This is a genomic window from Streptomyces sp. NPDC057623 (genome assembly GCF_042800355.1).
Classification (GTDB): Bacteria; Actinomycetota; Actinomycetes; order Streptomycetales; family Streptomycetaceae; genus Streptomyces.
On record NZ_JBHVGZ010000006.1, the window covers coordinates 127,613 to 150,920 of the forward strand.

Sequence of the window (23,308 nt, forward strand, 5' to 3'; positions counted from 1 at the left end):
TGGTTGGTGTGCGCCGGGATCATGCTGGTCAGGGGGCGGTGCCGGATGTGAACGGCGAGAGGAGCGGTGATGGCGCGACCTTCCTCCCCCTCCGGCGAGTGGGCACGGGCGGGTGTCGCGCCGCAGGGTCCGTGCACGGCCACGGTGGATGAGCGCGGCATCGTGACGGGGTGGAGCGAGGAGGCCGGGCGCCTCCTGGGCTACGGGCCGGCGGAGGTGGTGGGGCGCCCGGCGGCGCGGCTGCTGGCCGACGACGTCGGGGAGCGGGTACGACGGGTCGCGGCCGGGGGCCAGGAGTGGAGCGGCTCGGCGGTGCTGCGCCATCGGGACGGTCGGCACCTCCCACGGCGGCTGCTGGCACACCGGCGGCCTTCCGACGGCACGGCCGCCGAGTGGCTGGTGGTGGCGGGCGCGGCCCAGGGGCCGTCGTCACCGGGGACGGATCTGCCGACGGACGGGATGTTCGGGGCATGGGTGTTGCGCCAACTGCCGTGCAGCGTTGGGGTTTTCGACGGGGAACTGCGGCTGGTGGAGGCGAATGCCGGCCTTGAGTCGGCGCTGTCGCTGAGCGCGGAGGAGATGCGCGGGTGGCGCCTGACGGAACTCGCACCGCATCCGTCGAGTGACCGCGCCGAGGCGGCGATGCGACGGGTGCTGGAAAGGGGCGAGGTGCAGCATGTCGCGGATCTGCCGGGCCCTGGAGGTGCGGGTGCGGAGGAGGGCCGGCCGGCGTCGCTGGCCCCACTGAAGGACGCGGAGGGCCAGGTACGTGCGGTGTGCCTGGTCGCGCACCACACGCCGGACGGGGATCCGGTCCGGCAGCGGGTACTGCTCCAGGCCCAGCCCCGCATCGGCACCACCGACGACGCCGAGCGCACGGCACAGGAGCTGACCGAGGTCGCCGTGCCCGCCGTGGCGGACTTCGTCGCCGTCGAGGTACTGGACACCTTTCGACGCGGCGGCGAGACGGACCCCGTCCTGCCGGCCGAGTCGGCGGGGCGGGTGACCTTGAACCGTGTCGCGGTGCGCTCCGTCCTCGACGACGGCGGTGTTCTCCTCGCGCCGGGGGAATCGGTGCGCCACTCGGCCCTCTCGCCGGTGACCCGGTGCCTGGTCGAAGGACAGTCAGCCGTGTACGGGGTGGGTGAGCCGGCCGTCGCCCGGTGGGTCGGGGAGGATCCTCGGGCCGCCTGGATCGGCCGGGCGGGGATGCGTTCGGTGATGGTGGTGCCGTTGCGCACCCGGAGCGGCCTGCTCGGTGCGGTGCTGCTGGGCCGTCACCGCCGCCGAGAGGACTTCACGGCGGACGACGTGTGGCTGGCCGAGCAGCTGGCGGGCACGGCGGCCGAGGCCATTCGCCGAGCCCGGCAGCGCGGCCGGGACCGCACCACCACCATGACCCTCCAGCGCAGCCTGCTACCGCAGACCCTGCCCGACCAGCAGGCCCTGGACATCGCCACCCGTTACCTGCCGGCCGGCGGCCGGGCCGGGGTGGGCGGCGACTGGTTCGACGTGATCCCTCTGTCGGGCGCCCGGGTGGCGCTGGTGGTGGGCGACGTGGTCGGTCACGGCGTGCGCGCGTCGGCCACCATGGGCAGAGTACGTACCGCGGTACGCACCCTGGCCGACGTCGATCTGCCGCCCGACGAACTGCTGACCCACCTCGACGATCTCGTGGTGCACCTGTCCGCCGAGGAGGCCGGGCCGCAGGAGGCCGCCGAGGGTGCCGCGGGGATCGGCACCACCTGTCTGTACGCGGTCTACGACCCCATCTCCCGCCGTCTGGCGCTGGCCCGGGCCGGTCACCCCCCGCCCGCCGTGGTCGCCCCCGACGGTGCCGTGCGCTTTCTCGACGTGCCGCCGGGCCCGCCCCTTGGTCTTGGCGGCCTGCCGTTCGAGACCGTCGAGACCGAGCTGGAGGAGGGCAGCCTGGTCGCGCTGTACACCGACGGTCTGCTCGCGGCGCGCGACCAGGACATCGACGAGGCCCTGGACAAGATGTTCGCCACCCTCGCCCGACCCGCACCGACGCCGGACACGGTCTGCGACCGCCTCCTCGCCGCCATGCTGACGCACCCGCCGGACGACGACATCGCCCTGCTCACCGCCCGCACCCGCTGCCTCGGTGCCGACCGGGTCGCCACCTGGGAGCTGGACTTCGATCCCACGGTCGTCGCCCGGGCCCGCCGGCTGGCCGCCGAGCAGTTGACCGCCTGGAACCTGGAGGAGGCCGGGTTCGTCACCGAACTCGTCGTCAGCGAGCTGGTCACCAACGCCCTGCGTTACGGCCGCCGGCCCGTCCGGCTGCGCCTGATCCACGAAGGCCGCACCCTCATCTGCGAGGTCTTCGACTCCAGCAGCACCGCCCCGCACCTGCGCCGCGCCCGGATCTTCGACGAGGGAGGGCGGGGCCTGCTGCTGGTCGGCCAGCTCGCCCAGCGCTGGGGCACCCGGCACGAGGCGACCGGCAAGACCGTCTGGGCCGAACAGTTCCTCACCCTGAGCTGAGGGGCCCGTCGTCACGCCCGGACGAAAGCCCACGTCAGGGGGGTCACGGGGGTGATGACCAGGTGCGGTGTCCAGGTCGTGCGGGCGTCGGGTCGCGGGCGCCGCGTGGGGGCGGGCGGGGGCAGCGGCCGCACCGGGGGCAGCTGTGCGGGGGGCGACCGTGCGGGGGTGTGCTGTCTGAGCGAGGGAACGCTGCCAGGTCAAGGTGGACATGAGCGCCGGTTCCTTTCGGAGGGGGACGAAGGGCAAAGGGTGACGGGGTGAAGGCTGCTGCCTTCACCCCGTCGTGGTGGGTGTTGTGGCCCACCGTCCGCGACTCACACGGCCGGGGCCGGCTCCTCGGCCGGAGCCTCCGGCGCGAGCTGCTCCGCGGGATCGGGCTGCGCCGGCTCGGCGCCTTCCTCGGTCCCGGTGCCTTCCTCGGTCCCAGTGCCCTCCTCGGTCCCAGTGCCCTCCTCGGTCCCGGTGCCCTCCTCGGTCCCGGTGCCCTCCTCGGTCCCGGTACCTTCCTCGGTCCCGGTGCCTTCCTCGGTCCCAGTGCCTTCCTCGGTCCCGGTGCCCTCCTCGGTCCCAGTGCCTTCCTCGGTCCCGGTGCCTTCCTCGGTCTCCGTACCCTCCTCGGTGCCTTCCTCAGTGCCGTCCTCAGTGCCCTCCTCAGTGCCGTCCTCAGTGCCCTCCTCGGTGCCTTCCTCGGTCCCCTCCTCGGTGCCTTCCTCGGTCCCCTCCTCGGTGCCTTCCTCGGTCCCCTCCTCGGTCCCCTCCTCGGTCCCCTCCTCGGTCTCAGTGCCCTTCTCGTGCTCGTCCTTGACCTCGTCCTCGTCCTTCCAGTGGTCCTCGTCCTCCCAGAAGTCGTCGTGGTGCTTGACCTTCCAGTCGCTGTAGTGCTTCTCGAAGTAGTAGTAGTCCTTATGGCTGTCCCAGAAGTACCGCTTGACGTGCTTGATTACTACGAAGTAGCACTCGTACTTCTGCTCCCAGTAGAACTTCTTGCCGCCCGCCCAGCAGTAGTACTCCTTCTCCCACTTGTCCTTGCCCTTGTGGTCCTTGCCCTTGTGCTTGTCCTTGTCCTTGTGGTCCTTGTCCTTGTCGTCCTTGTGACCCCTGAAGCCCTTGCCGCCCTTGTCGCCCTTGTGGTCCTTGTAGTCCTTGAGACGCTTCTTGTGCTGGTCGCTCCAGCAGTAGTTCTTCTTGTCCTTGTCCTTGTCCTTGTGCTTGTCCTCGCCCTGGGGCGCCATGGTCCCCGCCGACTGGGAGGACATCGGGGCCGCCGTTGCGGCGGTGGCCGGGAGGATGACGCCTCCGGCGACGACCGCGGCCGACACCGCTGCCGTGGCCAGACCCAGCCGGCGCTTGGGGCGGACGTTCTCGCGAGTGCGGGTGGCAGAGTTCATGATTCCTCCTGAAGTGATCGGCACTTGTTGGTGCCCGTCTGCCTCATTTCGTTCCGGTTTGTCCGGTGAGGCGCACTTCCAGTAGGCCCTCCCTGGCCGGCCGGGTCACGTTCCGAGAGCTCGGGACTTGACGGACCTGAAACCGTCAGGTAAAAGCACGGCACCCCCACCCGGGGAGTCACGAGCCCGCCCACCCTCGCAGGACGTACGTAGCGACCGTGCACGGAACTGACAAACCGTCAGATAGCTTTGGCCTACGCCTTGTTCAGCACACGACGCCACACGCCCCGTCAGCGACCGGGACGGCGTTCGAAGACCGGCCGGGCCCACAGGGGCGGATGCGGGAGCGCCCCCACAGCCCGGTCCACCTGGGTCGGCGGATGGGCCGCCGGCTCCGGCACGGGACCCTGCGCCGTGGTGCGCAACGCCGCCACGAACTCCAGGCAGGAGTCGTAACGGTCCTCGGGGACCTTGGCCAGGGCTCGCGCCACGACCTCGTCCATCGCCGGTGGCGCGTCCGGCCGCCTCTCGCTCAGGGCAGGCGGCTGGTCGTACTGGTGCGCCCAGAGCAGTTCCATGCTGTCGTCCCGCTGAAAGGGCGGCCGGCCCGCGATCGTTTCGTAGACGACACAGGCAAGGCTGTACAGATCGCACCGGCCGTCCACCGGGCGGCCCGCGATCTGCTCCGGTGCCACATAGTCGAGGGTGCCGACGAACTCGCCCACGGACGTGAGCCCGGTCAGCGACAGCGACTTCTTCGTCAGCCCGAAATCCGTGAGATAGACATGCTCGGGGTGGTCACTGTCCGTACCCCGGGCCACCAGCACGTTGCCGGGTTTGACGTCCCGGTGCACCAGATCGTGTTCATGAGCCGCGTCCAGGGCGGACGCCACCTGTGCGGCGATACGCAGCGCGGTCTTGACCGGCAGGGGACCGTCCCGGTCGAGCAGGGCCCGCAGATCCAGCCCCGGGACGTACCGCATGGCGATGTACAGGACACCGTTCGTCTCACCGGCCTCGAAGATCGGCACGATGTGCGGATGGTCGAGCGCCGCCGCCGCCCGCTGCTCGTGGGCGAAACGACGGCGGAAGGTGTCGTTGCGGACCATGTCCGGGGTCAGCAGCTTCAACGCCACCGTACGTTCCAGACGCAGATCCCTCGCCCGGTAGACCACGGCCATCCCGCCGCGACCGAGCTCGCACTCCACCTGGTAGCCAGCGATCCGCTCCCCGACCAGTCCCGCGCCCATCACCTACCCCCATCCGCACCTCACCGGCCACCACGCCGCCGACGCCCCACGGGCACCGCATCACTCGATCGACAAAACACCCCATACATACGCAATTGTCCTGCTGATCCACTGGACCGGCCACACCCCTCAAGGGACGGCAGGGACGGCAGGTCAGGGCGGGTGCGGGACGAGTGCGGGACGGGAGCGCGCGGATACGGTGGCCAAGGCGGACCACGGAGTGGCCGCCCGGACGTCACTCGCGCGGCGCCGCCGCCCCCTCGGTCACCCGCTCGAAGAGCCTCTCCGCTTCGGCGACCGCCGAGCTCATCCCATCTCGGCGGGTGCCCAGAGTCCCGATGACGCCATCGATGCCCCGCAGCCCTGCCCGCTCCAGCAGCCGCTTCTCGTTCGTCACCCATTCCCCGCGCGCCGCCAGCACGGCATGCCCGGTCTGTACGGCGGCCACGGCGAGGGAACCCGCGACCTCGGTGAGGCGGTCCGCCGGAGCGTGGTTGGCTCGCGCATAGGCGAGGGTGGCCCGGGCCGTGCCGTACCAGCGCTCACTCGCCGTGCGCCGCAGCCTCTCGGGATAGGCGGCCGGTCTCGGCAGCTCGCCCCGCAGCACCCGGTTGATCGCCAACTCCGCCACCACCAGGTAGCTGGGAATCCCCGCGAGATGGAACAGCAACGGCTCCACCCGGTACCGCCCCTCCTCCGCTTCCGCCAACTCCCGCTCCACCACGTCGAGATCGCGATAGTGGACGTCCACCCGCCGCCCCTCGATCGTCAGCCACGCTCCCCCGTTGAAGACACCGCCACCCCAGCCGCCGACCTCCGACACCTCTCCCTCCCAGCCGAGGGCACGCAGGTCGTCCGGCTCGAAGGGACCTCGGTAGTAGACGGCCAGGTCCCAGTCACTGTCCGGCCTGTGGGTGCCCTGCACCCTGGAGCCGCCGAGGGCGACGGCCCGGACGGCGGGGAGGGAGGCCAGGCGGTCGGCGGTGGCAGCGAGGAAGACGGGATCCGGGAGGGCGGGCTCAGGATGGGCAGGCATACGTGCAGCATATGGAGCCGCGCGCCGTCTCTCCACGCGATTACGAAGGTCGACTCCGCCCGCCCATGGCCCTGACCTGCCGTTTCGTCGCATTGTCAGTGGCGCAGGTTATCAATGAACTCGTCACTCAGCGTAACAGCGACGGGGGAAGCACTGATGGCGACGCACGAGAAGAATCCAGAGCCGGGGAACCGCGACCAGGCGCCACCTCGACCTCCCCAACCACCCCGCACGCACCTCTCCGCAGCCGGACTGCGGTCCCGTGGCTGGACGCCCGGCATGGTGCGCCAACTACTCGGCGAACCCGACCTGTTGCGCACCAACCCGCACCTGCGTTCCGCCCCTCGGACCCGCCTCTACAGCATCGAGCGCGTACAAGCCGTCGAGCGGAGCGAGGAGTTCCGCGCCGCTGCGGCGGTTGCCGCGCGGCGGTCGGCTGCCGCGCGGACCGCCGCTCTGCGCAGGCGGCGCGAGGTGCTGGCACGGATCGCGGCGGAGCCCATCGAGGTGCCGGGACCGGCCCCGGACAGGCTGGCGGCACTGGCGGTCGAGCACCACAACCGCCTGGACGAGGAGCGGGCGTTGTGGCGTGGGGGCCATGTCGCGGATCCCGCCACGGTCGAGGGTGCCGAGCCCCGCGCGCTCGACCGCTGGAAGGTCGATTACCTACGCCATCGAATGGCCCGGTACGACGAGATCCTCGCCGAGTTGTCCGGCCGTACCGGTCGCGCGGCAGCCGAGGAACTGCTGCGCCGCCGCGTCTACGCGGCCATCTCCCAGGCACACCCGGCTCTCGCCCGGGAGTGCGAACGCCGGCTGCGTGAACGCAAGCGCGGTCGACCGCCCGGATGACACCCCCGGGCACGGTCCCCCGGGCACGGTCCGCTGTCACCTCCGAAATTCGGATGCGCGCGCGGGCCGGGGCCCGGATGATCGGCGGGTTGTCGCCGTGCGACACAAGAAGTCTCGGACAGCCCCAGGAGCCCCCATGATCCGGCGCGTCACCTCCCCCGCTCTCTTTCCTCCCCCCACCTACTCCCACGCCTCCGTCGTCGAGGCCGGTACGAGACTCGCCTTCCTCGCCGGTTCCGTGCCCCTGGACGGCGACGGGAACCTCGTCGGCGAAGGCGACCCCGTGCGGCAGGCCGAGCAGGTGATCGCCAACCTCGAGGAGCAACTGCGGGTCGTCGGCAGCGACTTGGCGCACGTCCTGTCGACCGAGGTGTACGTCGTGAGCGGTGACACCGCGGTGCTGTCCGCCGTCTGGGAGGTCGTCGAGGCGTCGGGGCTGAGCACCGGTCCGCACTCGTCGACGCTGCTGGGCGTGGCCTGCCTCGGCTACACGGGGCAGTTGGTGGAGATCACGGCCACCGCCGTCGTTCCCGAGGAGCCGGTGCGAGGGGCACGGCCGTGACCTCTGTCGCGCTCCGCCGCGCCACCGCATCCGACGCCGGGGCCGCCGCCGACGTGTGGCTGCGGTCCTTCGCCGCCGCCCTGCCGACGGTCGTGCGGCCGCGCTCCGACGACGACGTGCGGACCTACTTCCGGGAGGTGGTGGTCCTGCTCAGGGAGACCTGGGTCGCCGAGGCCGCCGACCGCGTCGTCGGCGTCATGGTGCTCGACCGCGACCAGCTGTCCCAGCTCTACCTCGCCCCCGACTGGCGGGGCCGCGGCATAGGCGACCGCTTCGTCGACCTCGCCAAGCAACGCAGACCCGGCGGACTGAGCCTGTGGACCTTCCAGGTCAACAAGCCCGCGCACCGCTTCTACGAGCGCCACGGCTTCGTCGCCGTCGAGTACACGGACGGCAGCGGCAACGAGGAGCGGGAGCCGGACGTGCGGTACGTCTGGCACCCCTCCGTCGTCACCCCGGACCAGACCCTGGTCACCCCGGACCACATCCCGGTCACCCCGGTCAGCTCACGCGCCGCCCCGGACCACACCCTCGTCGCCCCGACCGTCCCCTGACCCCGGCCCCCACACCCGCCGCTTCGGCAGCGGCTTCGCGTAGGTCCCCGCCCGGCTCGTCGTCAGCCCCAACCCCACCAGCGACTCGGCGAGTTTGACGGCCGCCCCCACTCCGTCGACCACCGGAACCCCGAGCTTCTCCCCCACCGTGCGCTGCAACCCGGTCATCCCCGCACAGCCCAGCACCAGGACCTCGGCGCCCGCGTCCCGCGCCCGTTCGGCGGCCGCCAGGAAGGCGGACTCGGTACGCTCGCCGTCCTCCAGCTCCAGCACGCCGAGCCCGGTACCGACCACGGCGACGCAGTTACGGCCCACACCGGCGGTCTCCAGGCTGTCCTCGATCTGCCCGCAGGACCGTTCCAGCGTGGTCACCACGCCGTACCGACGCCCGAGCAGACAGGCCAGGTGCGCGGCCGCCTCCGTGATGTCGACGACCGGTACGTCCACCAGCTCCCGGACGCCCTCCCGCCCGTGCTCCCCGAAGCCGGCCATGACGACCGCGTCGTACTCGGGTCCCTCGTACGTCCGCAGCGCGTCCATCACGGCCGCCGCCGAGAGGTAGCTGTCGAGCCAGCCCTCCGCCGACTCCGGCCCCCACGCGGGGGTCAGTCCGCGCACGGTGGTGCCCGGGCCTGCGGCGGCCCGGGCACCTCGTACGATCTCCTCGGTCATCTCCTGCGTGGTGTTGCAGTTGGTGACGACGATCCGCACGTCCTTCAGACCTCCTGCGTCTTGGAATCGGTACCGGTCTCGATGGCGGCCTCGGCACGCTCACCGCGGCACAGCACCAGGTACAGCCCCGCCGCCATCGCCGTCCCGATGAACCACGAGTACGGCGCCACGTCGCTGAACTTCTTCACCAGCGCCAGCACCCCCGCGACCCCCGCCGCCGGCAGGAACGCCCACAGCGCCTTGGGGTTGACGCCCTTGCGGTAGTAGTAGCGCGAGCCCGGCTCGGCGGAGAACAGCTCGTCGACGTCGACCCGGCCGCGCTTGACGAGGTAGTAGTCGACCATGATCACACCGAACAGCGGGCCCAGGAAGGCACCCAGGCCACCCAGGAAGTAGTTCACGACCGCCGGGTTCTTGAAGAGGTTCCAGGGGGTCACGACGAGCGCCGCCACGGTGCTGATCATGCCGCCGACCTTGAAGGTGATCTTCTGCGGCCAGACGTTGGCCAGGTCGTACGCCGGTGAGACGAAGTTGGCGACGATGTTGACGCCCATCGTGGCGATGGCGAACGTCAGGGCGGCCAGGACCAGGATCCAGGTGTTGCCGACCTTCGCCACCAGCTCCGCTGGATCCGTGAATGCCTCGCCGAACACCTCCAGCGAACCGGCCGTGACGATCACCGAGACGACCACGAACGCCGTCGAGTTGATGGGCAGACCCCAGAAGTTGCCCTTGCGGACCGTGCGGTAGTCGGGCGCGAAGCGCGAGAAGTCGCAGAAGTTGAGCATCAGCGTGCCGTACGTGGCGAGGATCAGGCCGATCGCGCCGAACCACTGCCGCCACTGCTCACCGACGGAGACCGGGTGCGGGGTGCTGGTGAGCGAGATCGTCCAGCCGGCCTTGGCGAGGATCCAGACCGCCAGCGCGATCATCACCACCCAGATCGCGGGACCGCAGAAGTCCTGGAACTTCCGCACCGACTCCATGCCCTGGCTGATGATCAACGCCTGGATGAACCAGAGCGAGAGGAAGGAGACCCAGCCGAGCGCGTGCAGGCCCAGGAAGGAGCTGTGGGTCCAGGACTCCAGGCCCGGCCAGGCGGCCAGCAGCATCACGTTCACGGCGACCGAGGCCAGGTACGTCTGGATGCCGTACCACATGATGGCGATCACGGCCCTGATCAGCGCCGGGATGTTGGCGCCCCAGACGCCGAAGCTGATGCGGCTGACGACGGGGAACGGGACGCCGTGGCGCTGGCCGATCTTCCCCATCCAGTTCATGCCGATGTAGATCAGCACGAAGCCGACCAGCAACGACGTGAAGACCTGCCACACGTTCATGCCGAGGACCAGCAGGCCGGCCGCGAACGTGTAGTTGCCGAGGTTGTGGACGTCGGACATCCACAGGGCGAAGAGGTCGAAGACCTTCCAGTTGCGCTTGCCCGCGGGCGCGAGGTCTTCGTTGGTGAGCCTGGGATCGGGGACGAACGCTGCTGTGCCGGTGACTTCGGCACGGTCGGCGAGGGACACGTGGCCTCCAGGAGCCAGGGGACGGAGGACTGCTTGTGGAGGGGACTGCTTGTGGGGGCCTCCTCGCGGGGGGTGGTCGCGGGGGGACTGCTCGCGAGGGGTGCTCGCGGATTGTTTGGTATACCAAACTGCGGACATGGTCCTCCCGTCAACAGTTCTGACCGATGTCGCTCTTGTTAACGCTCCGTAAAACACACCCCGAGTCGGCCAAAATGGCCCCATGAGCTCCACGACGAAGATCGAACCCATCGGCGCGGTACGGGAACGCGTCCTGGCGACCCTGCGGCAGGACATCATCGCCGGGCGCCTGCGGCCCGGTGACCGGCTGGTCGAGCGCGAACTGGCCGAACGCCTCGGGGTCTCGCGCGTGCCGGTCCGCGAGGCGATCCGGGCGCTGGTCGTCGAGGGTTTCGTCCACTTCGAGTCGGCACGCCGTACGGTCGTACGCCGACTGACCCCGGCCGACGTCAGGGAGCTCTTCGAACTGCGCGAGGCGCTGGAGGTGTACGCGGCCGGACTCGCCGCGTCACGGGCGACACCGCAGGACCTGGCCGAGGTCGAGCGGCTCCTCGACCAGGCGGCCGCCGCGACCGAGGCGCAGGACGCCGAGAGCATCACGGACGTCAACAGCCGACTGCACGACCGCATCATCGCCATGGCCGGCAACAACCTGTTGATCGAGGCCCTGGAACCGGTCGCCGGGCGCCTGCGCTGGATGACCCGACGCAACGAGGAGTGGCCCCAACTCCTCGTGGAACACCGGGAGTTGTACGAGGCGATAGCGTCCGGTGACCCGGCACGGGCGCGGGCGCACGCGCTGGCCCATGTGCAGACCAACTACCGGTCGACGATGCGCCAGCTGTTCGGGGAGGAGGCCGGTTAGCGTCCCGCGTACTTGTCCGTCGCCGCCACCAGCGCGTCCGCCACACCCGGCGCTCCGGCGTTGTGGCCCACGTCGTCGATGACGATCAGCTCACTGCCCGGCCAGGCGTGGTGCAGGCGCCAGACGACGCCGAGGAGATTGCCGGGGTCGAGGCTGCCCTGGACGAGCGTGCCCGGAACACCCGCGAGCAGGGGCGCGTCCCGCAGGACGACGCCCTCCTCATTGCCTTCGCCGAGTAACGAGGCATCCGGGCACCGTAGCGTCCGTACGGCCGCCCGGTCGCCTCATTCGACCCGCCTCAGGTGAGGGAGGCCGCCCGCGCCGCCTCGCTGAGCACCTGCCGCAGCATCACGGGCGTGAGCCTGCCGGTGAAGGTGTTGCGCTGGCTGACGTGAAAGCACCCGAAGAGGTCGAGCCCGCCGCGAGCGTCGACGCCGTCCAGCACGACGTGCGCCCCGTGCCCGAACGCGGGCCGCGGCCGGGGCACGCTCCACCCCGCCTGCGCCAGCGCGGGCAGCGTCGCCTGCCAGCCGAAGGCGCCGAGTACGACGATCGCCCGCACTGTCGGCCGCAGCAGTCCGAGTTCCGCCACGAGCCAGGACCGGCAGGTCTCCCGCTCACCCGGGGTGGGCTTGTTCGCGGGCGGAGCACAGTGCACGGGAGCCGTGACGCGTACGCCGTACAGCTCCAGGCCGTCATCGACGGCGACCGAGGTGGGCTGCGAGGCGAGACCCACGTCGTACAGGGCCTGGTACAGCACGTCACCGGAGCGGTCACCGGTGAACATCCGGCCCGTCCGGTTGCCGCCGTGGGCCGCCGGGGCGAGCCCCACGATCAGCAGCCGGGCGTCCGGCGGGCCGAAGCCAGGCACCGGGCGGCCCCAGTACGTCTGGTCGGCGAAGGCGGCGCGCTTGGTGCGGGCCACCTCCTCACGCCAGTCGACCAGCCGCGGGCAGGCCCGGCAGCCCGCGATCCGCCGGTCGAGGTCAGTGAGGGCATCCACCACTCCACCGTAGTCACCGTCGCACCGGTACAGCCGTCGCGGCCCGGTTCGCGGGCTAAGGTCGAGGCATGGCTTCCGAGGATGACAACGGGGACGACAGGGAGACGGGCGGCGGCACGGCCGAGGGGCAGCCGGGCACGGCCGACACGGAACAGACCGTCGACCCGAGCGTCGCCGCGGCCGTGGCCGCCGCCGAGGCCGCCGGTCCGCGGAGCGGCGAAAGCGTACGCGTCGACAGCTGGATCTGGTCCGTACGCCTGGTCAAGACCCGCTCCATGGGCGCCACCGCCTGCAAGGGCGGGCACGTGCGCGTGAACGGGCACAACGTGAAGCCCTCCCACTCCGTGCGCGTCGGCGACGAGGTACGACTGCGCCAGGAGAACCGGGAGCGGATCGTCGTCGTCAAGCGACTCATCAGCAAGCGGGTCGGCGCACCGGTGGCGGCCCAGTGCTACGTCGACAACTCGCCCCCTCCCCCGCCGCGCGAGGCCGTCGCCCCGGCCGGCCTCCGCGACCGCGGCACGGGCCGACCGACCAAGCGGGACCGGCGCGAGATGGAACGGCTGCGCGGGCTCATGGACGGCGGGGCGGGAGAACCCCGCGGGCGCTGACATACGGCGCTGACATACGGCGATGGCGTCCGGCCCGGGCACTCGGCCCGCCGGACGCCACATTGCCGTACGTCCCCGTCGTCGGTCCTCCCGGTCTCGTCGGTCCCGTCGGTCCCGTCAGTCCCGTCGTCGCACCAACCGCAGCAGCTCCGCGTTCGAGCCTCGCCGCGCCCACGCGATGAGGGCGAGGGGCAGGATCAGGATGACCGGTGTGAGGGCGTACTCACCGCCGAAATAGGCCAGCTGGACGACGAAGGCGCCCACCATCAGTGCGCTCAGCGCGATCGCGGCCACCGACTGGAGCACCGGGATCAACAGGGCGACGGCACCGGCCAGTTCGAGGACGCCGACGGCGTACATGCCCGCGCTGCCCCAGCCCATCTCCTCGAAGCTCTCCAGGGCCGAGGGGTGCGCGATCAGCTTGGGCAGCGCGCTCGCGACCGCGTAGAAGAGAGCGAGCACTATCTGAAGGCCGCGCAGGGCGATACGGGCCCGGCGGCCGCGAGGGGTCGCGGACTCGGCGATGGCGGAGGCAGGTGCGGAGGCGGTGGTCTCGGACATGGGGTCTCCTGTGTGAAGCGGTCCGTCGTGCTGTCACAGAGATAGACCGGGGGTCGCCCCAGAACTCATCGGCGTACGAACGGAGTTTCACACCCTTGCGTCGAACGGGGCGAACGGTTCGAACGGCAGCCACCCGTGCCCGATGTACCAGTGCCCGCCCGCCCGCAGATGGTCCCCGACGGCCCGCTCCACGGCCGTGCGGCGCGGCAGTCCCTCGACGGGCAGCCCAGGGTCGCCGAAGACGAATTGGACCGGCTCGGTGTCGGCCGGCTCCCGTTCCTCGCGGGCGACGCCGAAGCGCTCCTGGAACCGGACGATGTTGGAGTCCCCGGGAAGGTACTTCCTGAGCTGCGGGTCCAGCAGCCAGGAGTGGCAGGTCACCGCCCGGTACCGCTCCCGCGGAAAGTGCAGGGCGAAGAACTCCCGGGCGAGCGCCAGGGACCGGTCGACCGCGGCCGGGGACAGCGGCCCGCGGAAGTCGGGGATGTGCAGGTTGAGGCAGCGCGAGTCCGGCCCCACGTCGAGTCCGGCCGCCGCGAGCCGCGTCCCGGTCCGCTGCCCGAGCCGCGCCCGCTCGAACTGGAGCCGCCCCAGCTGGTACAGCTCGCCGCGGAAGTGATGGACGAGCCACCACGGAGCCTGCACGCCCGCCCGGCCGTACCGCCTGCGGTGCACGGCCATGTTCCGCCCGAGGTCGGCGAGGGTGCGCAGGGTGACGTCGGCCGGAATGCCGTGCTCACGGTGGTACGCGCGCGTGGCCGGCAGCGCCGCGACGAACACGTACACGGGGAAACAGCGCTGCAGGGCGCCCGAGGGCCAGTCCAGGTCGGGCAGGTCGACCGGCCCGCCGACTTCCCCCATCCCCCGGACGAGCTCGCCGACGGTCCGCTCCAGGACCTGGCGCAGCTCCGGGTCGTCCGTCACCCGCCGGGCCATGCGTACGAGGTCGTTGATGTCCTCGTGGGGTACCCCGAGGTCGAGCAGAACTTCGGGCAGTTCATCGGTGTCCGGCAGCACGAGGCCCCCTGCGAGGAGAACACGGAATACGAGGAGTACGTTTCAAGGAGGAGCGGTGATTCCGATGCGTACGGGCAGTGAGCCGACGACGGCGCGCAGTGCACTGCGGGCCCGCCTGTGGCTGTGCGTGTGGGGCCTGGTGTGGGCGATCTTCGGGACCGCGGCCTTCGCGCTGGTGGGACGCCCCGGCTGGGCGGTGGCCTGCGGGGTCCTGTGGCTGGTGATCACGATCGACACGGCCATGGTCCTCCGGCACATCCACCAGGGCCCGCACTACCAGCCCGGCCGCGACATACCGCCGTATCCCCCACCCGAGAACCGTCCCTTCGGGCCGCGCCCGCGGAACCGCCACCCCTAGTCGCACCAGCAGCATCAGCCGCACCGGAGCACCATCACCCCCTGGTCACCGCTCACGCGTCGAACCGAGCCGCCTTCAGGTACTGCGGGTTCGGATCGAGCGCCGCCGCCAGCCGGAAGTGGCGCTTGGCCTGGTCGCCCCGGCCTTGCCGCTCGTAGGTCCGGGCGAGCGCGAAGTGCGCGAACGCGTTGTCCGGCTCACGCTCCAGGACGATGGTGAACTCCAGCTCGGCGGGCCGCAGTTGCGCGGCGGCGAAGAAGGCTCGCGCGCGCAGCAGCCGGGCGGCGGTGTTCTCCGGGTGCACGGCGATGACCCCGTCGAGCAGTTTCACCGCGCCCCGCGGATCCCGCGCGGCGAGCAGCTGCTCGGCGGCGCGGAAGTCGATGACATGCGTCTCCGGAGTACGTCCGGTCGAACCGCTGGTCTCGGGCACGGCAAAGTCCTTCCCTCACTGGACGACTTCAACGCGCAAACGGGCAGCGGCTATTCCTGAGGCACCCGGGACTGCCGGTTCCCCTGTGCCCCATGGGATCGACGCACCAGCTCGTCCCACACCTCGGTCACGCGACGCCGCAGCTCATCCAGCGGTACGTCGTTGTCGATGACGATGTCCGCGATCTCCCGGCGCTTCTCACGCGTCGCCTGCGCGGCCATACGCGCGCGTGCGTCCGCCTCGGTCATGCCGCGCAGCCGGACGAGCCGGTCGAGCTGGGTTGCGGGGGCGGCGTCGACGACCACCACGACGTCGTACAGCGGCGCGAGAGCGTTCTCCGTGAGGAGCGGGACGTCATGCACGACGACGGCGTCCTCGGCGGCGGCCTCTTCGAGCTCACGGGAGCGGGCGCCGACGAGGGGGTGAACGATCGAGTTCAGTACGGTGAGCCGGTCCGGGTCCGCGAAGACGATCGAGCCCAGTTTGGGCCGGTCGAGGCTGCCGTCCTCGGCGAGCACATCCGCGCCGAACGCCTCGACGACGGCGGCGAGACCGGGCGTACCGGGCGCCACGACCTCGCGTGCGATGCGGTCCGCGTCGATCAGCACGGCCCCGTGCTCCACGAGCAGCCGCGACACCTCGCTCTTGCCGGCACCGATGCCGCCGGTCAGTCCCACCTTCAACATGACCGGCAGCTTAGGGCCTGCCGCTGACATCAACACCCGGCAGGCCCGGTCGGCCCTCAGTTGTCGCCCTCCCGCTCCGCGAGGAACCGCTCGAACTCGAGGCCGATCTCGTCGGCCGACGGGATGTCCACCGGCTCGGCGAGCATGTTGCCGCGGGACTCGGCGCCGGCGACGGCGTCGTACTGGTGCTCCAGGCCCTCGACGAGGTTGGTGAGCTCGTCGTCGCCCTCGCGGATCTGGCGGTCGATCTCGTTCTGCGTGCGGTGCGCCTCCGTGCGCAGGGAATGCGCGATGGCGGGCAGGACGAGCCCGGTGGCCCCCGTCACCGCCTCCAGGACGGTCAGCGCCGCGTCCGGGTACGGGGACCGCGCGATGTAGTGCGGGACGTGCGCGGCGATGCCGAGGACGTCGTGCCCGGCCTCCATCAGCCGGTACTCGACCAGGGACTCGGCGCTGCCGGGCACCTGCGCCTCGTCGAAGGGGCTGGTGTGGCCCGGGACGAGGTCGGTGCGGTTGCCGTGCGGGGTGATGCCGACCGGGCGGGTGTGCGGGACGCCCATGGGGATGCCGTGGAAGTTCACCGACATGCGCACGCCGAGCCGCTCCACGATCTCCTGGACGGCCGCGGCGAAGCGCTCCCACTCCACGTCCGGCTCGGGCCCCGACAGCAGCAGGAAGGGCGCCCCGGTGGCGTCCTGCACCAGCCGCACCTCGATGCCGGGCACCTCGTACCCGGCCCAGCGGTCGCGCTTGAACGTCAGCAGCGGGCGGCGGGCGCGGTAGTCCACCAGCCGGTCGTGGTCGAAGCGGGCGACGACCTGGTGGGGCAGCGAGTCCAGGACCCGTTCGACGATCTGGTCGCCGGTCTCCCCCGCGTCGATGTATCCGTCGAAGTGGTAGAGCATGACAAGACCGGCCGACTCCTGCGCAAGCGCCATGTCGACGACAGCCAGGCCCTTCGGCTCCCATGCGTACAAACCCTGCGGATCAAGCACTGTGACCGCTCCTCCTCGTGTCCGTAAGTGACAACACCCTTACGGGCACGGGCATTCCCGAAGGAGAGACCCATGATCATGAGAACGGTCCCACCACGCCGCGCCGTCAGCCGAAGACAACCCACAAAACACTGAGGGGCCGCACCTCGAAAGGTACGGCCCCTCAGTCAAGGGCTAAGCCTCAGCGGCAGGCGTTCAGCTCTGGCCGCCGGCCAGCTTCTCGCGCAGCGCGGCAAGCGCCTCGTCGGACGCCAGCGCACCGGAGGTGTCCGCACCCTCGGAGGAGTACGAACCGCCACCCGCGGCCGGAGCAGCGCCACCCGCAGCGTCGCCACCCTCGGCGGCAGCGGCAGCGTCGGCCTCGCGGCTCTTGATGACCTGCTGCTGGTGCTGCTCGAAGCGCTGCTGCGCCTCGGCGTACTGGTTCTCCCACACCTCACGCTGGGACTCGAAGCCCTCGAGCCAGTCGTTGGTCTCGGGGTCGAAGCCCTCGGGGTAGATGTAGTTGCCCTGGTCGTCGTACGACGCGGCCATGCCGTACAGGGTCGGGTCGAACTCGACCGTGGCCGGGTCGGCACCGAAGGCCTCGTTGGCCTGCTTCAGCGAGAGGCTGATGCGACGACGCTCGAGGTCGATGTCGATGACCTTGACGAAGATCTCGTCGTTGACCTGGACGACCTGCTCCGGGATCTCCACGTGGCGCTCGGCCAGCTCGGAGATGTGGACCAGACCCTCGATGCCCTCGTCCACGCGGACGAACGCACCGAACGGAACCAGCTTCGTGACCTTGCCGGGCACGACCTGACCGATCTGGTGCGTGCGGGCGAACTGCTGCCACGGGTCTTCCTGCGTCGCCTTCAGCGACAGGGAGACACGCTCGCGGTCCATGTCGACGTCGAGGACCTCGACGGTGACTTCCTGGCCGACCTCGACAACCTCGGACGGGTGGTCGATGTGCTTCCAGGAGAGCTCGGAGACGTGGACCAGACCGTCGACGCCACCCAGGTCCACGAAGGCACCGAAGTTGACGATCGAGGAGACGACGCCGGAACGGACCTGACCCTTCTGGAGGGTGGTGAGGAACGTCTGGCGGACCTCGGACTGGGTCTGCTCCAGCCAGGCACGGCGGGACAGGACCACGTTGTTGCGGTTCTTGTCCAGCTCGATGATCTTGGCCTCGAGCTCCTTGCCCACGTAGGGCTGGAGGTCGCGAACGCGGCGCATCTCGACCAGGGAGGCCGGGAGGAAGCCACGGAGGCCGATGTCGAGGATGAGACCACCCTTGACGACCTCGATGACGGTACCGGTGACGATCCCGTCCTCTTCCTTGATCTTCTCGATGGTGCCCCAGGCACGCTCGTACTGGGCGCGCTTCTTCGAGAGGATCAGACGGCCTTCCTTGTCCTCCTTCTGGAGAACAAGGGCTTCGATCTCGTCACCGACGGCGACGACCTCGTTGGGGTCGACGTCGTGCTTGATCGAGAGCTCGCGGCTCGGGATAACGCCTTCGGTCTTGTAACCGATGTCGAGCAGGACCTCGTCCCGGTCGACCTTCACGATGACGCCGTCGACGATGTCGCCGTCGTTGAAGTACTTGATCGTCTCGTCGATCGCGGCGAGGAAGGCTTCCTCGTTACCGATGTCGTTGACCGCTACCTGCGGGGTGGTGGCGGTGGTCTCGGTGCTGCTCGTCATGTGGGAAAGGGCTCCGGTACGGACATTGAAGTCGTAGGTACTGCTACGCCGGGAGCCCGTATCGCTCTGAAGAAGCCGGACAGCCAAGGAAGCGCCCCACGAAATCCGTGGTGGCGCCTCGAAAACCGAGGGGACATACAACAGATGCGAGCGCAGCCTGCTACGTCTGAGGTGCGCAGGCCCGCAGCGCAACTTGTAGCATACGGGGGCAGCCGGACAGGGTCAATGCGCGAAGCCGCACACCCGGGGCGGATCGCCGCATACCCGGCACAAAAGCTGTCTCCTGAGGCCACGCAGGCCCAGGAACACCCCTCACGTGACACCACCGTGAGGGTCCGCGCCATTCAGGTGACGGAAGAGTACGACGAGGGAGCCGATCATCCAAGAGCCCGTATCGTCCGAGATCGCGTCCGGTGCAACACCCGACGTGTCGCCCGACGCCGCCCTCGATCCGGAGGCCACCCGGCGCGACGCCGGTGTCGCGGAGAGTTCCCGCGCCAACCGTGGCTGGTGGGACCGCAACGCGGACGAGTACCAGATCGAGCACGGCACCTTCCTCGGCGACGACCGCTTCGTATGGGGCCCCGAGGGCCTGGACGAGGTGGAGGCCGAGCTGCTCGGCCCGCCGGAGGACCTCAAGGCCAAGGACGTCCTGGAGATCGGTGCCGGCGCGGCCCAGTGCTCGCGCTGGCTGACCGCGCAGGGGGCCCGCCCGGTCGCCCTGGACATCTCCCACCGGCAGCTCCAGCACGCCCTGCGCATCGGGGGCACGTTCCCCCTGGTGTGTGCCGACGCGGGCGCTCTGCCCTTCGCCGACGCCTCCTTCGACCTGGCGTGCTCGGCGTACGGGGCGCTGCCGTTCGTCGCCGACCCGGTGCGGGTGCTGCGGGAGGTGCGGCGGGTGCTGCGTCCGGGCGGGCGCTTCGTCTTCTCCGTCACCCACCCCATCCGCTGGGCGTTCCCGGACGAGCCCGGCCCGGAGGGCCTGTCCGTCTCCGCCTCGTACTTCGACCGCACCCCGTACGTCGAGCAGTACATCGAGAACGGGGAGGGCCGCGCGGTCTACGTCGAGCATCACCGGACGGTCGGCGACCGGGTGCGGGACGTGGTGGCCGCGGGGCTGCGGCTGGTGGACCTGGTCGAGCCGGAGTGGCCGGCCTGGAACTCCTCGGAGTGGGGAGGCTGGTCGCCGCTGCGCGGGAACCTGATCCCGGGGACGGCGATCTTCGTGTGCGTACGGGACTGAGAACGTGATCCGTCACGACGCCCTGGACGCATTGCCCGTACGCGGCGCCCTGCCCGGCCTGAACGACGCCCTGGACGCGCACGGCACCGCGGTGCTCGTCGCGCCGCCCGGCACCGGCAAGACGACCCTGGTGCCGCTGGTCCTGGCAGGGCTGCTCGGCGGGGGACCGGCGCGGCGGGTCGTCGTCGCCGAGCCGCGGCGGATCGCCGCTCGGGCCGCCGCGCGGCGGATGGCGTGGCTGCTGGGCGAGAAGGCCGGCGAGAGCGTCGGCCACACCGTGCGCGGGGAGCGGGTCGTCGGGCCACGCGCGCGTGTGGAGGTCGTCACGACCGGTGTGCTGCTCCAGCGGCTGCAACGCGACCAGGAGCTGGCGGGCGTGGACGTGGTGGTGCTCGACGAGTGCCATGAACGGCATCTGGACGCGGACACGGTGGCGGCGTTCCTGTGGGACGTACGGCAGACGCTGCGGCCGGAGCTGCGGCTGGTGGCCGCGTCGGCGACGACGGACGCGGCGGGCTGGGCGCGGCTGCTGGGCGGCGCGCCCGTGGTCGAGGCCGAGGGCGTCTCGCACCCCGTGGAGGTGGTCTGGTCGCCGCCGGCACGTCCCGTGCGGCCCCCGCACGGCATGCGCGTCGACCCCGTGCTGCTGACGCATGTGGCGTCGGTGGTGCGCCGGGCGCTGGCCGAGCGGGCCGGGGACGTGCTGTGTTTCCTGCCGGGTGTGGGCGAGATCGCGCGCGTGGCCGGGCAGCTGAGGGAGCTCGGGGACGTCGAGGTGCTCCAGGTGCACGGGCGGGCGTCGGCGGCCGTGCAGGACGCGGTGCTGGCCGGCGGGGAGCGGCGCCGGGTGGTCCTGGCGACATCGGTGGCGGAGTCGTCGCTGACGGTTCCCGGGGTGCGGGTGGTCGTCGACTCCGGGCTGGCGCGGGAGCCGCGGGTCGACCACGCGCGCGGGCTGAGCGCGTTGACGACGGTGCGGGCCTCGCAGGCGGCCGGGCGGCAGCGGGCGGGGCGTGCCGGGCGTGAGGCGCCGGGCGCGGTGTACCGCTGCTGGGCGCAGGCCGAGGACGCACGGCTCCCCCGCTTCCCGTCGCCGGAGATCAAGGTGGCCGACCTGACGGCGTTCGCGTTGCAGGTGTCGTGCTGGGGCGATCCGGAGGCGACCGGGCTGGCGTTGCTGGATCCGCCGCCGGGCGGGGCGATGGCGGCGGCGAGGAGCGTACTGACGGCCATCGGCGCGGTGGACTCCCGCGGGCGGGCCACGGCACGAGGCACCGCCTTGGCCCGGCTGGGGTTGCATCCCCGGTTGGGGCGGGCGCTGCTGGACGCGTCCGGTGCGGGCGCCGAGGTGGTCGCGCTGCTGAGCGAGGAGGCTCCGCGGGAGTACGGCGACGACCTGGCCGCCGCGCTGCGGGCGGCTCGGCGGGGTGGTGACGCCTATGCGGGGCGGTGGCGTGCGGAGGTGCGGCGGCTGCGTTCGAGCGGCCAGAGCGCGCCCGCGGGTGACGCGGACGACCGCACCGTGGGCCTGATCGCCGCCCTCGCCTTCCCCGAGCGCGTCGCCAGGGCCGACGGCGGCTCCTACCTCATGGCCTCCGGTACCCGCGCCGAACTCACGGACGGCAGCCCCCTGCGGGGTGCTCGGTGGATCGCCGTGGCCGTCGCGGACCGCCCCGTGGGCAAGGGGCACGCGCGCGTACAGCTCGCCGCGGCGGTGGACGAGGACATGGCCCGGTCGGCGGCGGCCTCGCTGCACCGCGAGAGCCAGGAGGTCCACTGGGCCGACGGGGACGTCGTCGCCCGGCAGGTGGAGCGGCTGGGGGCGATCGAGCTCGCGGTGCGGCCGTTGCGCGACGCCGACCCCGGCCTCGTACGGAACGCGCTGCTCGAAGGGTTGCGGCAGGAGGGGTTCGGCCTGTTGCGCTGGTCCCCCGACGCCGACGTACTGCGCCGGCGGCTCGCTTTTGTGCGTCTGCACCTCGGTGATCCCTGGCCCGACGTCGGCGACGACGCGCTCCACGCGCGCGTGGACGAGTGGCTGGAGCCCGAGCTGGGGCGTGCCCGGCGGCGGAGTGACCTCGGCCGGATCGACGCGGGGCAGGCACTCGCCCGGTTGATGCCGTGGGCCTCCGGTGAGGCGGGGCGGCTCGACGTGTTGGCGCCCGAGCGCATGACCGTACCGAGCGGGTCCAGCATCCGGATCGACTACGGCAACCCCGAACAGCCCGTCCTCGCCGTGAAGTTGCAGGAGATGTTCGGCCTCCACGAGTCGCCGTCCGTCGCCGGGGTGCCGCTGCTGGTCCATCTGCTCTCCCCCGCCGGGCGCCCCGCCGCCGTCACCGCGGACCTGGCCTCGTTCTGGAAGGACGGCTACAAGGGCGTACGGGCGGAGCTGCGCGGTCGCTATCCGAAGCATCCGTGGCCCGAGGACCCCGCCGCCGCCGAACCGACCCGGCACACCAACGCCCGGCTCAGGCGTTGACCGGCTCCGGCTCGGTGTCCTTCGTCGGCCTGGGCTCGCCGGGGCGGCGACCCCGTGCCTCCAGGTAGAGGGAGAGCGCGAGGAGCAGCAGGCCGAGGGCCAGGAAGCCCCACGGGAGGTATGACGTCATCAGCAGGACCAGGGTGCGGTTGGACTTGACCAGGTCCACCGTGGAGTCGATGTAGTCCTCGCGCATCTTCACGTGCCCGGCGAACGCCGTCACCTTGTCTCGGCCGCCGAGCAGGGTGCCGCCGCGGAGTTCCTCCTGGTGGATCTCCTCACCGTAGACGGGCGCCCCGGTGAGGGGTTCGACCCAGAACTTGCGGACGGTGGTGTACCAGCGGGTCGTGCCGGTCTCGGCGACCGACTCCGGGGTGATGCCCTCCACCGGCATGGTCCTGGGGAACTTCACCTTGGTCCACGGGATGGTCTGCTCGAAGTAGTAGACCTCGACGCCGCGGAAGTTCTGCGTCCCCTTGTAGTGGATGGGGGCGGTGACGCGTGCCTGGGCGTCGAAGTACTCGTAGTCCCGTTTCTCCGTCAGGAAGGGCCACTTGAACTCGATGCCCTCCCGTTTCACCGGGTCGCCGTCGACCATCTCGCCGGTGGCATGGACGGGTTCCTGGGTGTGGGCGTCGAAGACGTAGCGCTCGGGGATCTTGGAGACCATCTTGCCGTCGGGGCCGACGACGTACGACAGGCCGTCCCAGACGACGACGTCGCGCCCGGCCGTCTCCTCGATCTTCTCGGACTCCTCGACGTTGCCCTTCAGTGTCTGCACGATGGTGACCTTGGGAACCTTGCGGGCCTTCATCGTGCCGTAGTCGAGGAGGGTCGCGTCTTTCGCCTCCAGGACCATGTCCTGGTACTGGTTCGCCGGGATCTTGGCCAGCCGCGGGAAGGCGTACCAGCGCAGCAGCGGGGACAGCGCCGTGAAGAACACGGCGAGGGCGAGCAGGACCAGGCCGGCCTTGCGGCGCATCT

21 protein-coding genes and 2 pseudogenes are annotated in these 23,308 nt (G+C 71.0%); 9 read left to right on the forward strand and 14 right to left on the reverse strand.

All coding sequences use genetic code 11. The features are described from left to right. The first annotated feature begins 69 nt into the window (after positions 1-69). A complete protein-coding gene (locus tag ACFU95_RS09160; RefSeq protein WP_383823979.1) occupies positions 70-2,508 on the forward strand; it encodes a SpoIIE family protein phosphatase in 2,439 nt (812 codons plus the stop codon). A gap of 317 nt (positions 2,509-2,825) precedes the next feature. Here ACFU95_RS09160 and ACFU95_RS09165 read toward each other — a convergent pair whose 3' ends face one another. The 3 genes from ACFU95_RS09165 to ACFU95_RS09175 form a co-directional block, all read right to left on the reverse strand. Further along, positions 2,826-3,899 carry a hypothetical protein gene (locus ACFU95_RS09165; RefSeq protein WP_383823982.1) on the reverse strand — a complete coding sequence of 358 codons (1,074 nt, stop codon included), beginning with the start codon at positions 3,897-3,899 and terminating at the stop codon, positions 2,826-2,828. Positions 3,900-4,189: 290 nt separating this feature from the next. Continuing rightward, positions 4,190-5,149: a serine/threonine-protein kinase gene (locus ACFU95_RS09170; protein ID WP_383823984.1), complete on the reverse strand. Its 960-nt coding sequence runs from the start codon at positions 5,147-5,149 to the stop codon at positions 4,190-4,192. A 235-nt stretch (positions 5,150-5,384) separates the two neighbouring features. Further along, positions 5,385-6,185 carry a nucleotidyltransferase domain-containing protein gene (locus ACFU95_RS09175; RefSeq protein ID WP_383823987.1) on the reverse strand — a complete coding sequence of 267 codons (801 nt, stop codon included), beginning with the start codon at positions 6,183-6,185 and terminating at the stop codon, positions 5,385-5,387. A 279-nt stretch (positions 6,186-6,464) separates the two neighbouring features. Between ACFU95_RS09175 and ACFU95_RS09180 the strand changes: the two genes are divergently transcribed. The 3 genes and pseudogenes from ACFU95_RS09180 to ACFU95_RS09190 form a co-directional block, all read left to right on the forward strand. Then, positions 6,465-7,037, forward strand: coding sequence for a hypothetical protein (locus ACFU95_RS09180; RefSeq protein ID WP_383823990.1), 573 nt, complete (start codon positions 6,465-6,467; stop codon positions 7,035-7,037). Between the two features lie 136 nt (positions 7,038-7,173). Beyond that, positions 7,174-7,599, forward strand: a complete 426-nt coding sequence (locus ACFU95_RS09185; RefSeq protein WP_383823993.1) for a RidA family protein — start codon at positions 7,174-7,176, stop codon at positions 7,597-7,599. Further along, a pseudogene (locus ACFU95_RS09190) lies at positions 7,596-8,042 on the forward strand (GNAT family N-acetyltransferase); the annotation flags it as partial. The gene ACFU95_RS09185 and the pseudogene ACFU95_RS09190, both read left to right, overlap by 4 nt. Before the next feature lie 63 nt (positions 8,043-8,105). Here the strand turns inward: ACFU95_RS09190 and ACFU95_RS09195 are convergent. Beyond that, a complete protein-coding gene (locus tag ACFU95_RS09195) occupies positions 8,106-8,864 on the reverse strand; it encodes an aspartate/glutamate racemase family protein (protein ID WP_383823996.1) in 759 nt (252 codons plus the stop codon). Positions 8,865-8,869: 5 nt separating this feature from the next. Next, positions 8,870-10,354 carry an NCS1 family nucleobase:cation symporter-1 gene (locus ACFU95_RS09200; protein ID WP_383823999.1) on the reverse strand — a complete coding sequence of 495 codons (1,485 nt, stop codon included), beginning with the start codon at positions 10,352-10,354 and terminating at the stop codon, positions 8,870-8,872. Positions 10,355-10,574: 220 nt separating this feature from the next. On the opposite strand from ACFU95_RS09200, the gene ACFU95_RS09205 reads away from it, so the two are divergent. Further along, complete coding sequence (locus ACFU95_RS09205; RefSeq protein WP_383824002.1) at positions 10,575-11,237, forward strand: GntR family transcriptional regulator; 663 nt, start codon at positions 10,575-10,577, stop codon at positions 11,235-11,237. On the opposite strand, the pseudogene ACFU95_RS09210 reads toward ACFU95_RS09205, so the two are convergent. Together ACFU95_RS09210 and ACFU95_RS09215 are read right to left on the reverse strand one after the other, a co-directional pair. Then, a pseudogene (locus ACFU95_RS09210) lies at positions 11,234-11,473 on the reverse strand (prolyl aminopeptidase); the annotation flags it as partial. The gene ACFU95_RS09205 and the pseudogene ACFU95_RS09210 sit on opposite strands and share 4 nt — an antisense overlap. 62 nt (positions 11,474-11,535) lie before the next feature. Further along, positions 11,536-12,240, reverse strand: coding sequence for a uracil-DNA glycosylase (locus ACFU95_RS09215; RefSeq protein WP_383824004.1), 705 nt, complete (start codon positions 12,238-12,240; stop codon positions 11,536-11,538). A gap of 68 nt (positions 12,241-12,308) precedes the next feature. Between ACFU95_RS09215 and ACFU95_RS09220 the strand changes: the two genes are divergently transcribed. Further along, positions 12,309-12,851, forward strand: a complete 543-nt coding sequence (locus ACFU95_RS09220; RefSeq protein ID WP_383824007.1) for an RNA-binding S4 domain-containing protein — start codon at positions 12,309-12,311, stop codon at positions 12,849-12,851. Between the two features lie 117 nt (positions 12,852-12,968). Here the strand turns inward: ACFU95_RS09220 and ACFU95_RS09225 are convergent, their stop codons facing one another. Next, entirely contained in the window at positions 12,969-13,412 is a 444-nt protein-coding gene (locus ACFU95_RS09225; RefSeq protein WP_383824009.1) for a DoxX family protein, read from the reverse strand. Positions 13,413-13,499: 87 nt separating this feature from the next. Then, entirely contained in the window at positions 13,500-14,429 is a 930-nt protein-coding gene (locus ACFU95_RS09230; RefSeq protein ID WP_383824012.1) for an acyltransferase domain-containing protein, read from the reverse strand. Between the two features lie 64 nt (positions 14,430-14,493). On the opposite strand from ACFU95_RS09230, the gene ACFU95_RS09235 reads away from it, so the two are divergent. Further along, complete coding sequence (locus ACFU95_RS09235; protein ID WP_383824013.1) at positions 14,494-14,787, forward strand: DUF6343 family protein; 294 nt, start codon at positions 14,494-14,496, stop codon at positions 14,785-14,787. Positions 14,788-14,839: 52 nt separating this feature from the next. Here ACFU95_RS09235 and ACFU95_RS09240 read toward each other — a convergent pair whose 3' ends face one another. The 4 genes from ACFU95_RS09240 to rpsA all read right to left on the reverse strand — a co-directional run bounded on the left by ACFU95_RS09240 (position 14,840) and on the right by rpsA (position 18,596). After that, entirely contained in the window at positions 14,840-15,220 is a 381-nt protein-coding gene (locus tag ACFU95_RS09240) for a tetratricopeptide repeat protein (RefSeq protein WP_383824016.1), read from the reverse strand. 50 nt (positions 15,221-15,270) lie between these two features. After that, on the reverse strand, positions 15,271-15,906 hold the full coding sequence (gene coaE, locus ACFU95_RS09245) for a dephospho-CoA kinase (protein ID WP_383824019.1): 636 nt from the start codon (positions 15,904-15,906) through the stop codon (positions 15,271-15,273). Positions 15,907-15,962: 56 nt separating this feature from the next. Then, positions 15,963-16,901, reverse strand: a complete 939-nt coding sequence (locus ACFU95_RS09250; RefSeq protein ID WP_383824023.1) for a PAC2 family protein — start codon at positions 16,899-16,901, stop codon at positions 15,963-15,965. Positions 16,902-17,096: 195 nt separating this feature from the next. After that, positions 17,097-18,596 (reverse strand): 30S ribosomal protein S1, encoded by a 1,500-nt coding sequence (rpsA, locus tag ACFU95_RS09255; RefSeq protein ID WP_383824026.1) that lies wholly within the window; start codon positions 18,594-18,596, stop codon positions 17,097-17,099. Positions 18,597-18,999: 403 nt separating this feature from the next. Between rpsA and ACFU95_RS09260 the strand changes: the two genes are divergently transcribed. Continuing rightward, positions 19,000-19,842 carry a class I SAM-dependent methyltransferase gene (locus ACFU95_RS09260; protein ID WP_383824347.1) on the forward strand — a complete coding sequence of 281 codons (843 nt, stop codon included), beginning with the start codon at positions 19,000-19,002 and terminating at the stop codon, positions 19,840-19,842. A gap of 4 nt (positions 19,843-19,846) precedes the next feature. Then, positions 19,847-22,324 carry an ATP-dependent helicase HrpB gene (gene hrpB / locus ACFU95_RS09265; RefSeq protein WP_383824029.1) on the forward strand — a complete coding sequence of 826 codons (2,478 nt, stop codon included), beginning with the start codon at positions 19,847-19,849 and terminating at the stop codon, positions 22,322-22,324. Here hrpB and ACFU95_RS09270 read toward each other — a convergent pair. Beyond that, a complete protein-coding gene (locus tag ACFU95_RS09270) occupies positions 22,314-23,306 on the reverse strand; it encodes a DUF3068 domain-containing protein (protein ID WP_383824032.1) in 993 nt (330 codons plus the stop codon). The two genes, hrpB and ACFU95_RS09270, sit on opposite strands and share 11 nt — an antisense overlap. Positions 23,307-23,308 lie beyond the last annotated feature (2 nt).

What these genes read in the sequence shown, in the direction of transcription:
- ACFU95_RS09160 (WP_383823979.1), top strand. Translation starts at nt 70, where the DNA reads ATGGCGCGACCTTCCTCCCCCTCCGGCGAGTGGGCACGGGCGGGTGTC.
- ACFU95_RS09165 (WP_383823982.1), bottom strand. Translation starts at nt 3,899, where the DNA reads ATGAACTCTGCCACCCGCACTCGCGAGAACGTCCGCCCCAAGCGCCGG.
- ACFU95_RS09170 (WP_383823984.1), bottom strand. Translation starts at nt 5,149, where the DNA reads ATGGGCGCGGGACTGGTCGGGGAGCGGATCGCTGGCTACCAGGTGGAG.
- ACFU95_RS09175 (WP_383823987.1), bottom strand. Translation starts at nt 6,185, where the DNA reads ATGCCTGCCCATCCTGAGCCCGCCCTCCCGGATCCCGTCTTCCTCGCT.
- ACFU95_RS09180 (WP_383823990.1), top strand. Translation starts at nt 6,465, where the DNA reads ATGGTGCGCCAACTACTCGGCGAACCCGACCTGTTGCGCACCAACCCG.
- ACFU95_RS09185 (WP_383823993.1), top strand. Translation starts at nt 7,174, where the DNA reads ATGATCCGGCGCGTCACCTCCCCCGCTCTCTTTCCTCCCCCCACCTAC.
- ACFU95_RS09205 (WP_383824002.1), top strand. Translation starts at nt 10,575, where the DNA reads ATGAGCTCCACGACGAAGATCGAACCCATCGGCGCGGTACGGGAACGC.
- ACFU95_RS09220 (WP_383824007.1), top strand. Translation starts at nt 12,309, where the DNA reads ATGGCTTCCGAGGATGACAACGGGGACGACAGGGAGACGGGCGGCGGC.
- ACFU95_RS09225 (WP_383824009.1), bottom strand. Translation starts at nt 13,412, where the DNA reads ATGTCCGAGACCACCGCCTCCGCACCTGCCTCCGCCATCGCCGAGTCC.
- ACFU95_RS09235 (WP_383824013.1), top strand. Translation starts at nt 14,494, where the DNA reads ATGCGTACGGGCAGTGAGCCGACGACGGCGCGCAGTGCACTGCGGGCC.
- coaE (WP_383824019.1), bottom strand. Translation starts at nt 15,906, where the DNA reads ATGTTGAAGGTGGGACTGACCGGCGGCATCGGTGCCGGCAAGAGCGAG.
- rpsA (WP_383824026.1), bottom strand. Translation starts at nt 18,596, where the DNA reads ATGACGAGCAGCACCGAGACCACCGCCACCACCCCGCAGGTAGCGGTC.
- ACFU95_RS09270 (WP_383824032.1), bottom strand. Translation starts at nt 23,306, where the DNA reads ATGCGCCGCAAGGCCGGCCTGGTCCTGCTCGCCCTCGCCGTGTTCTTC.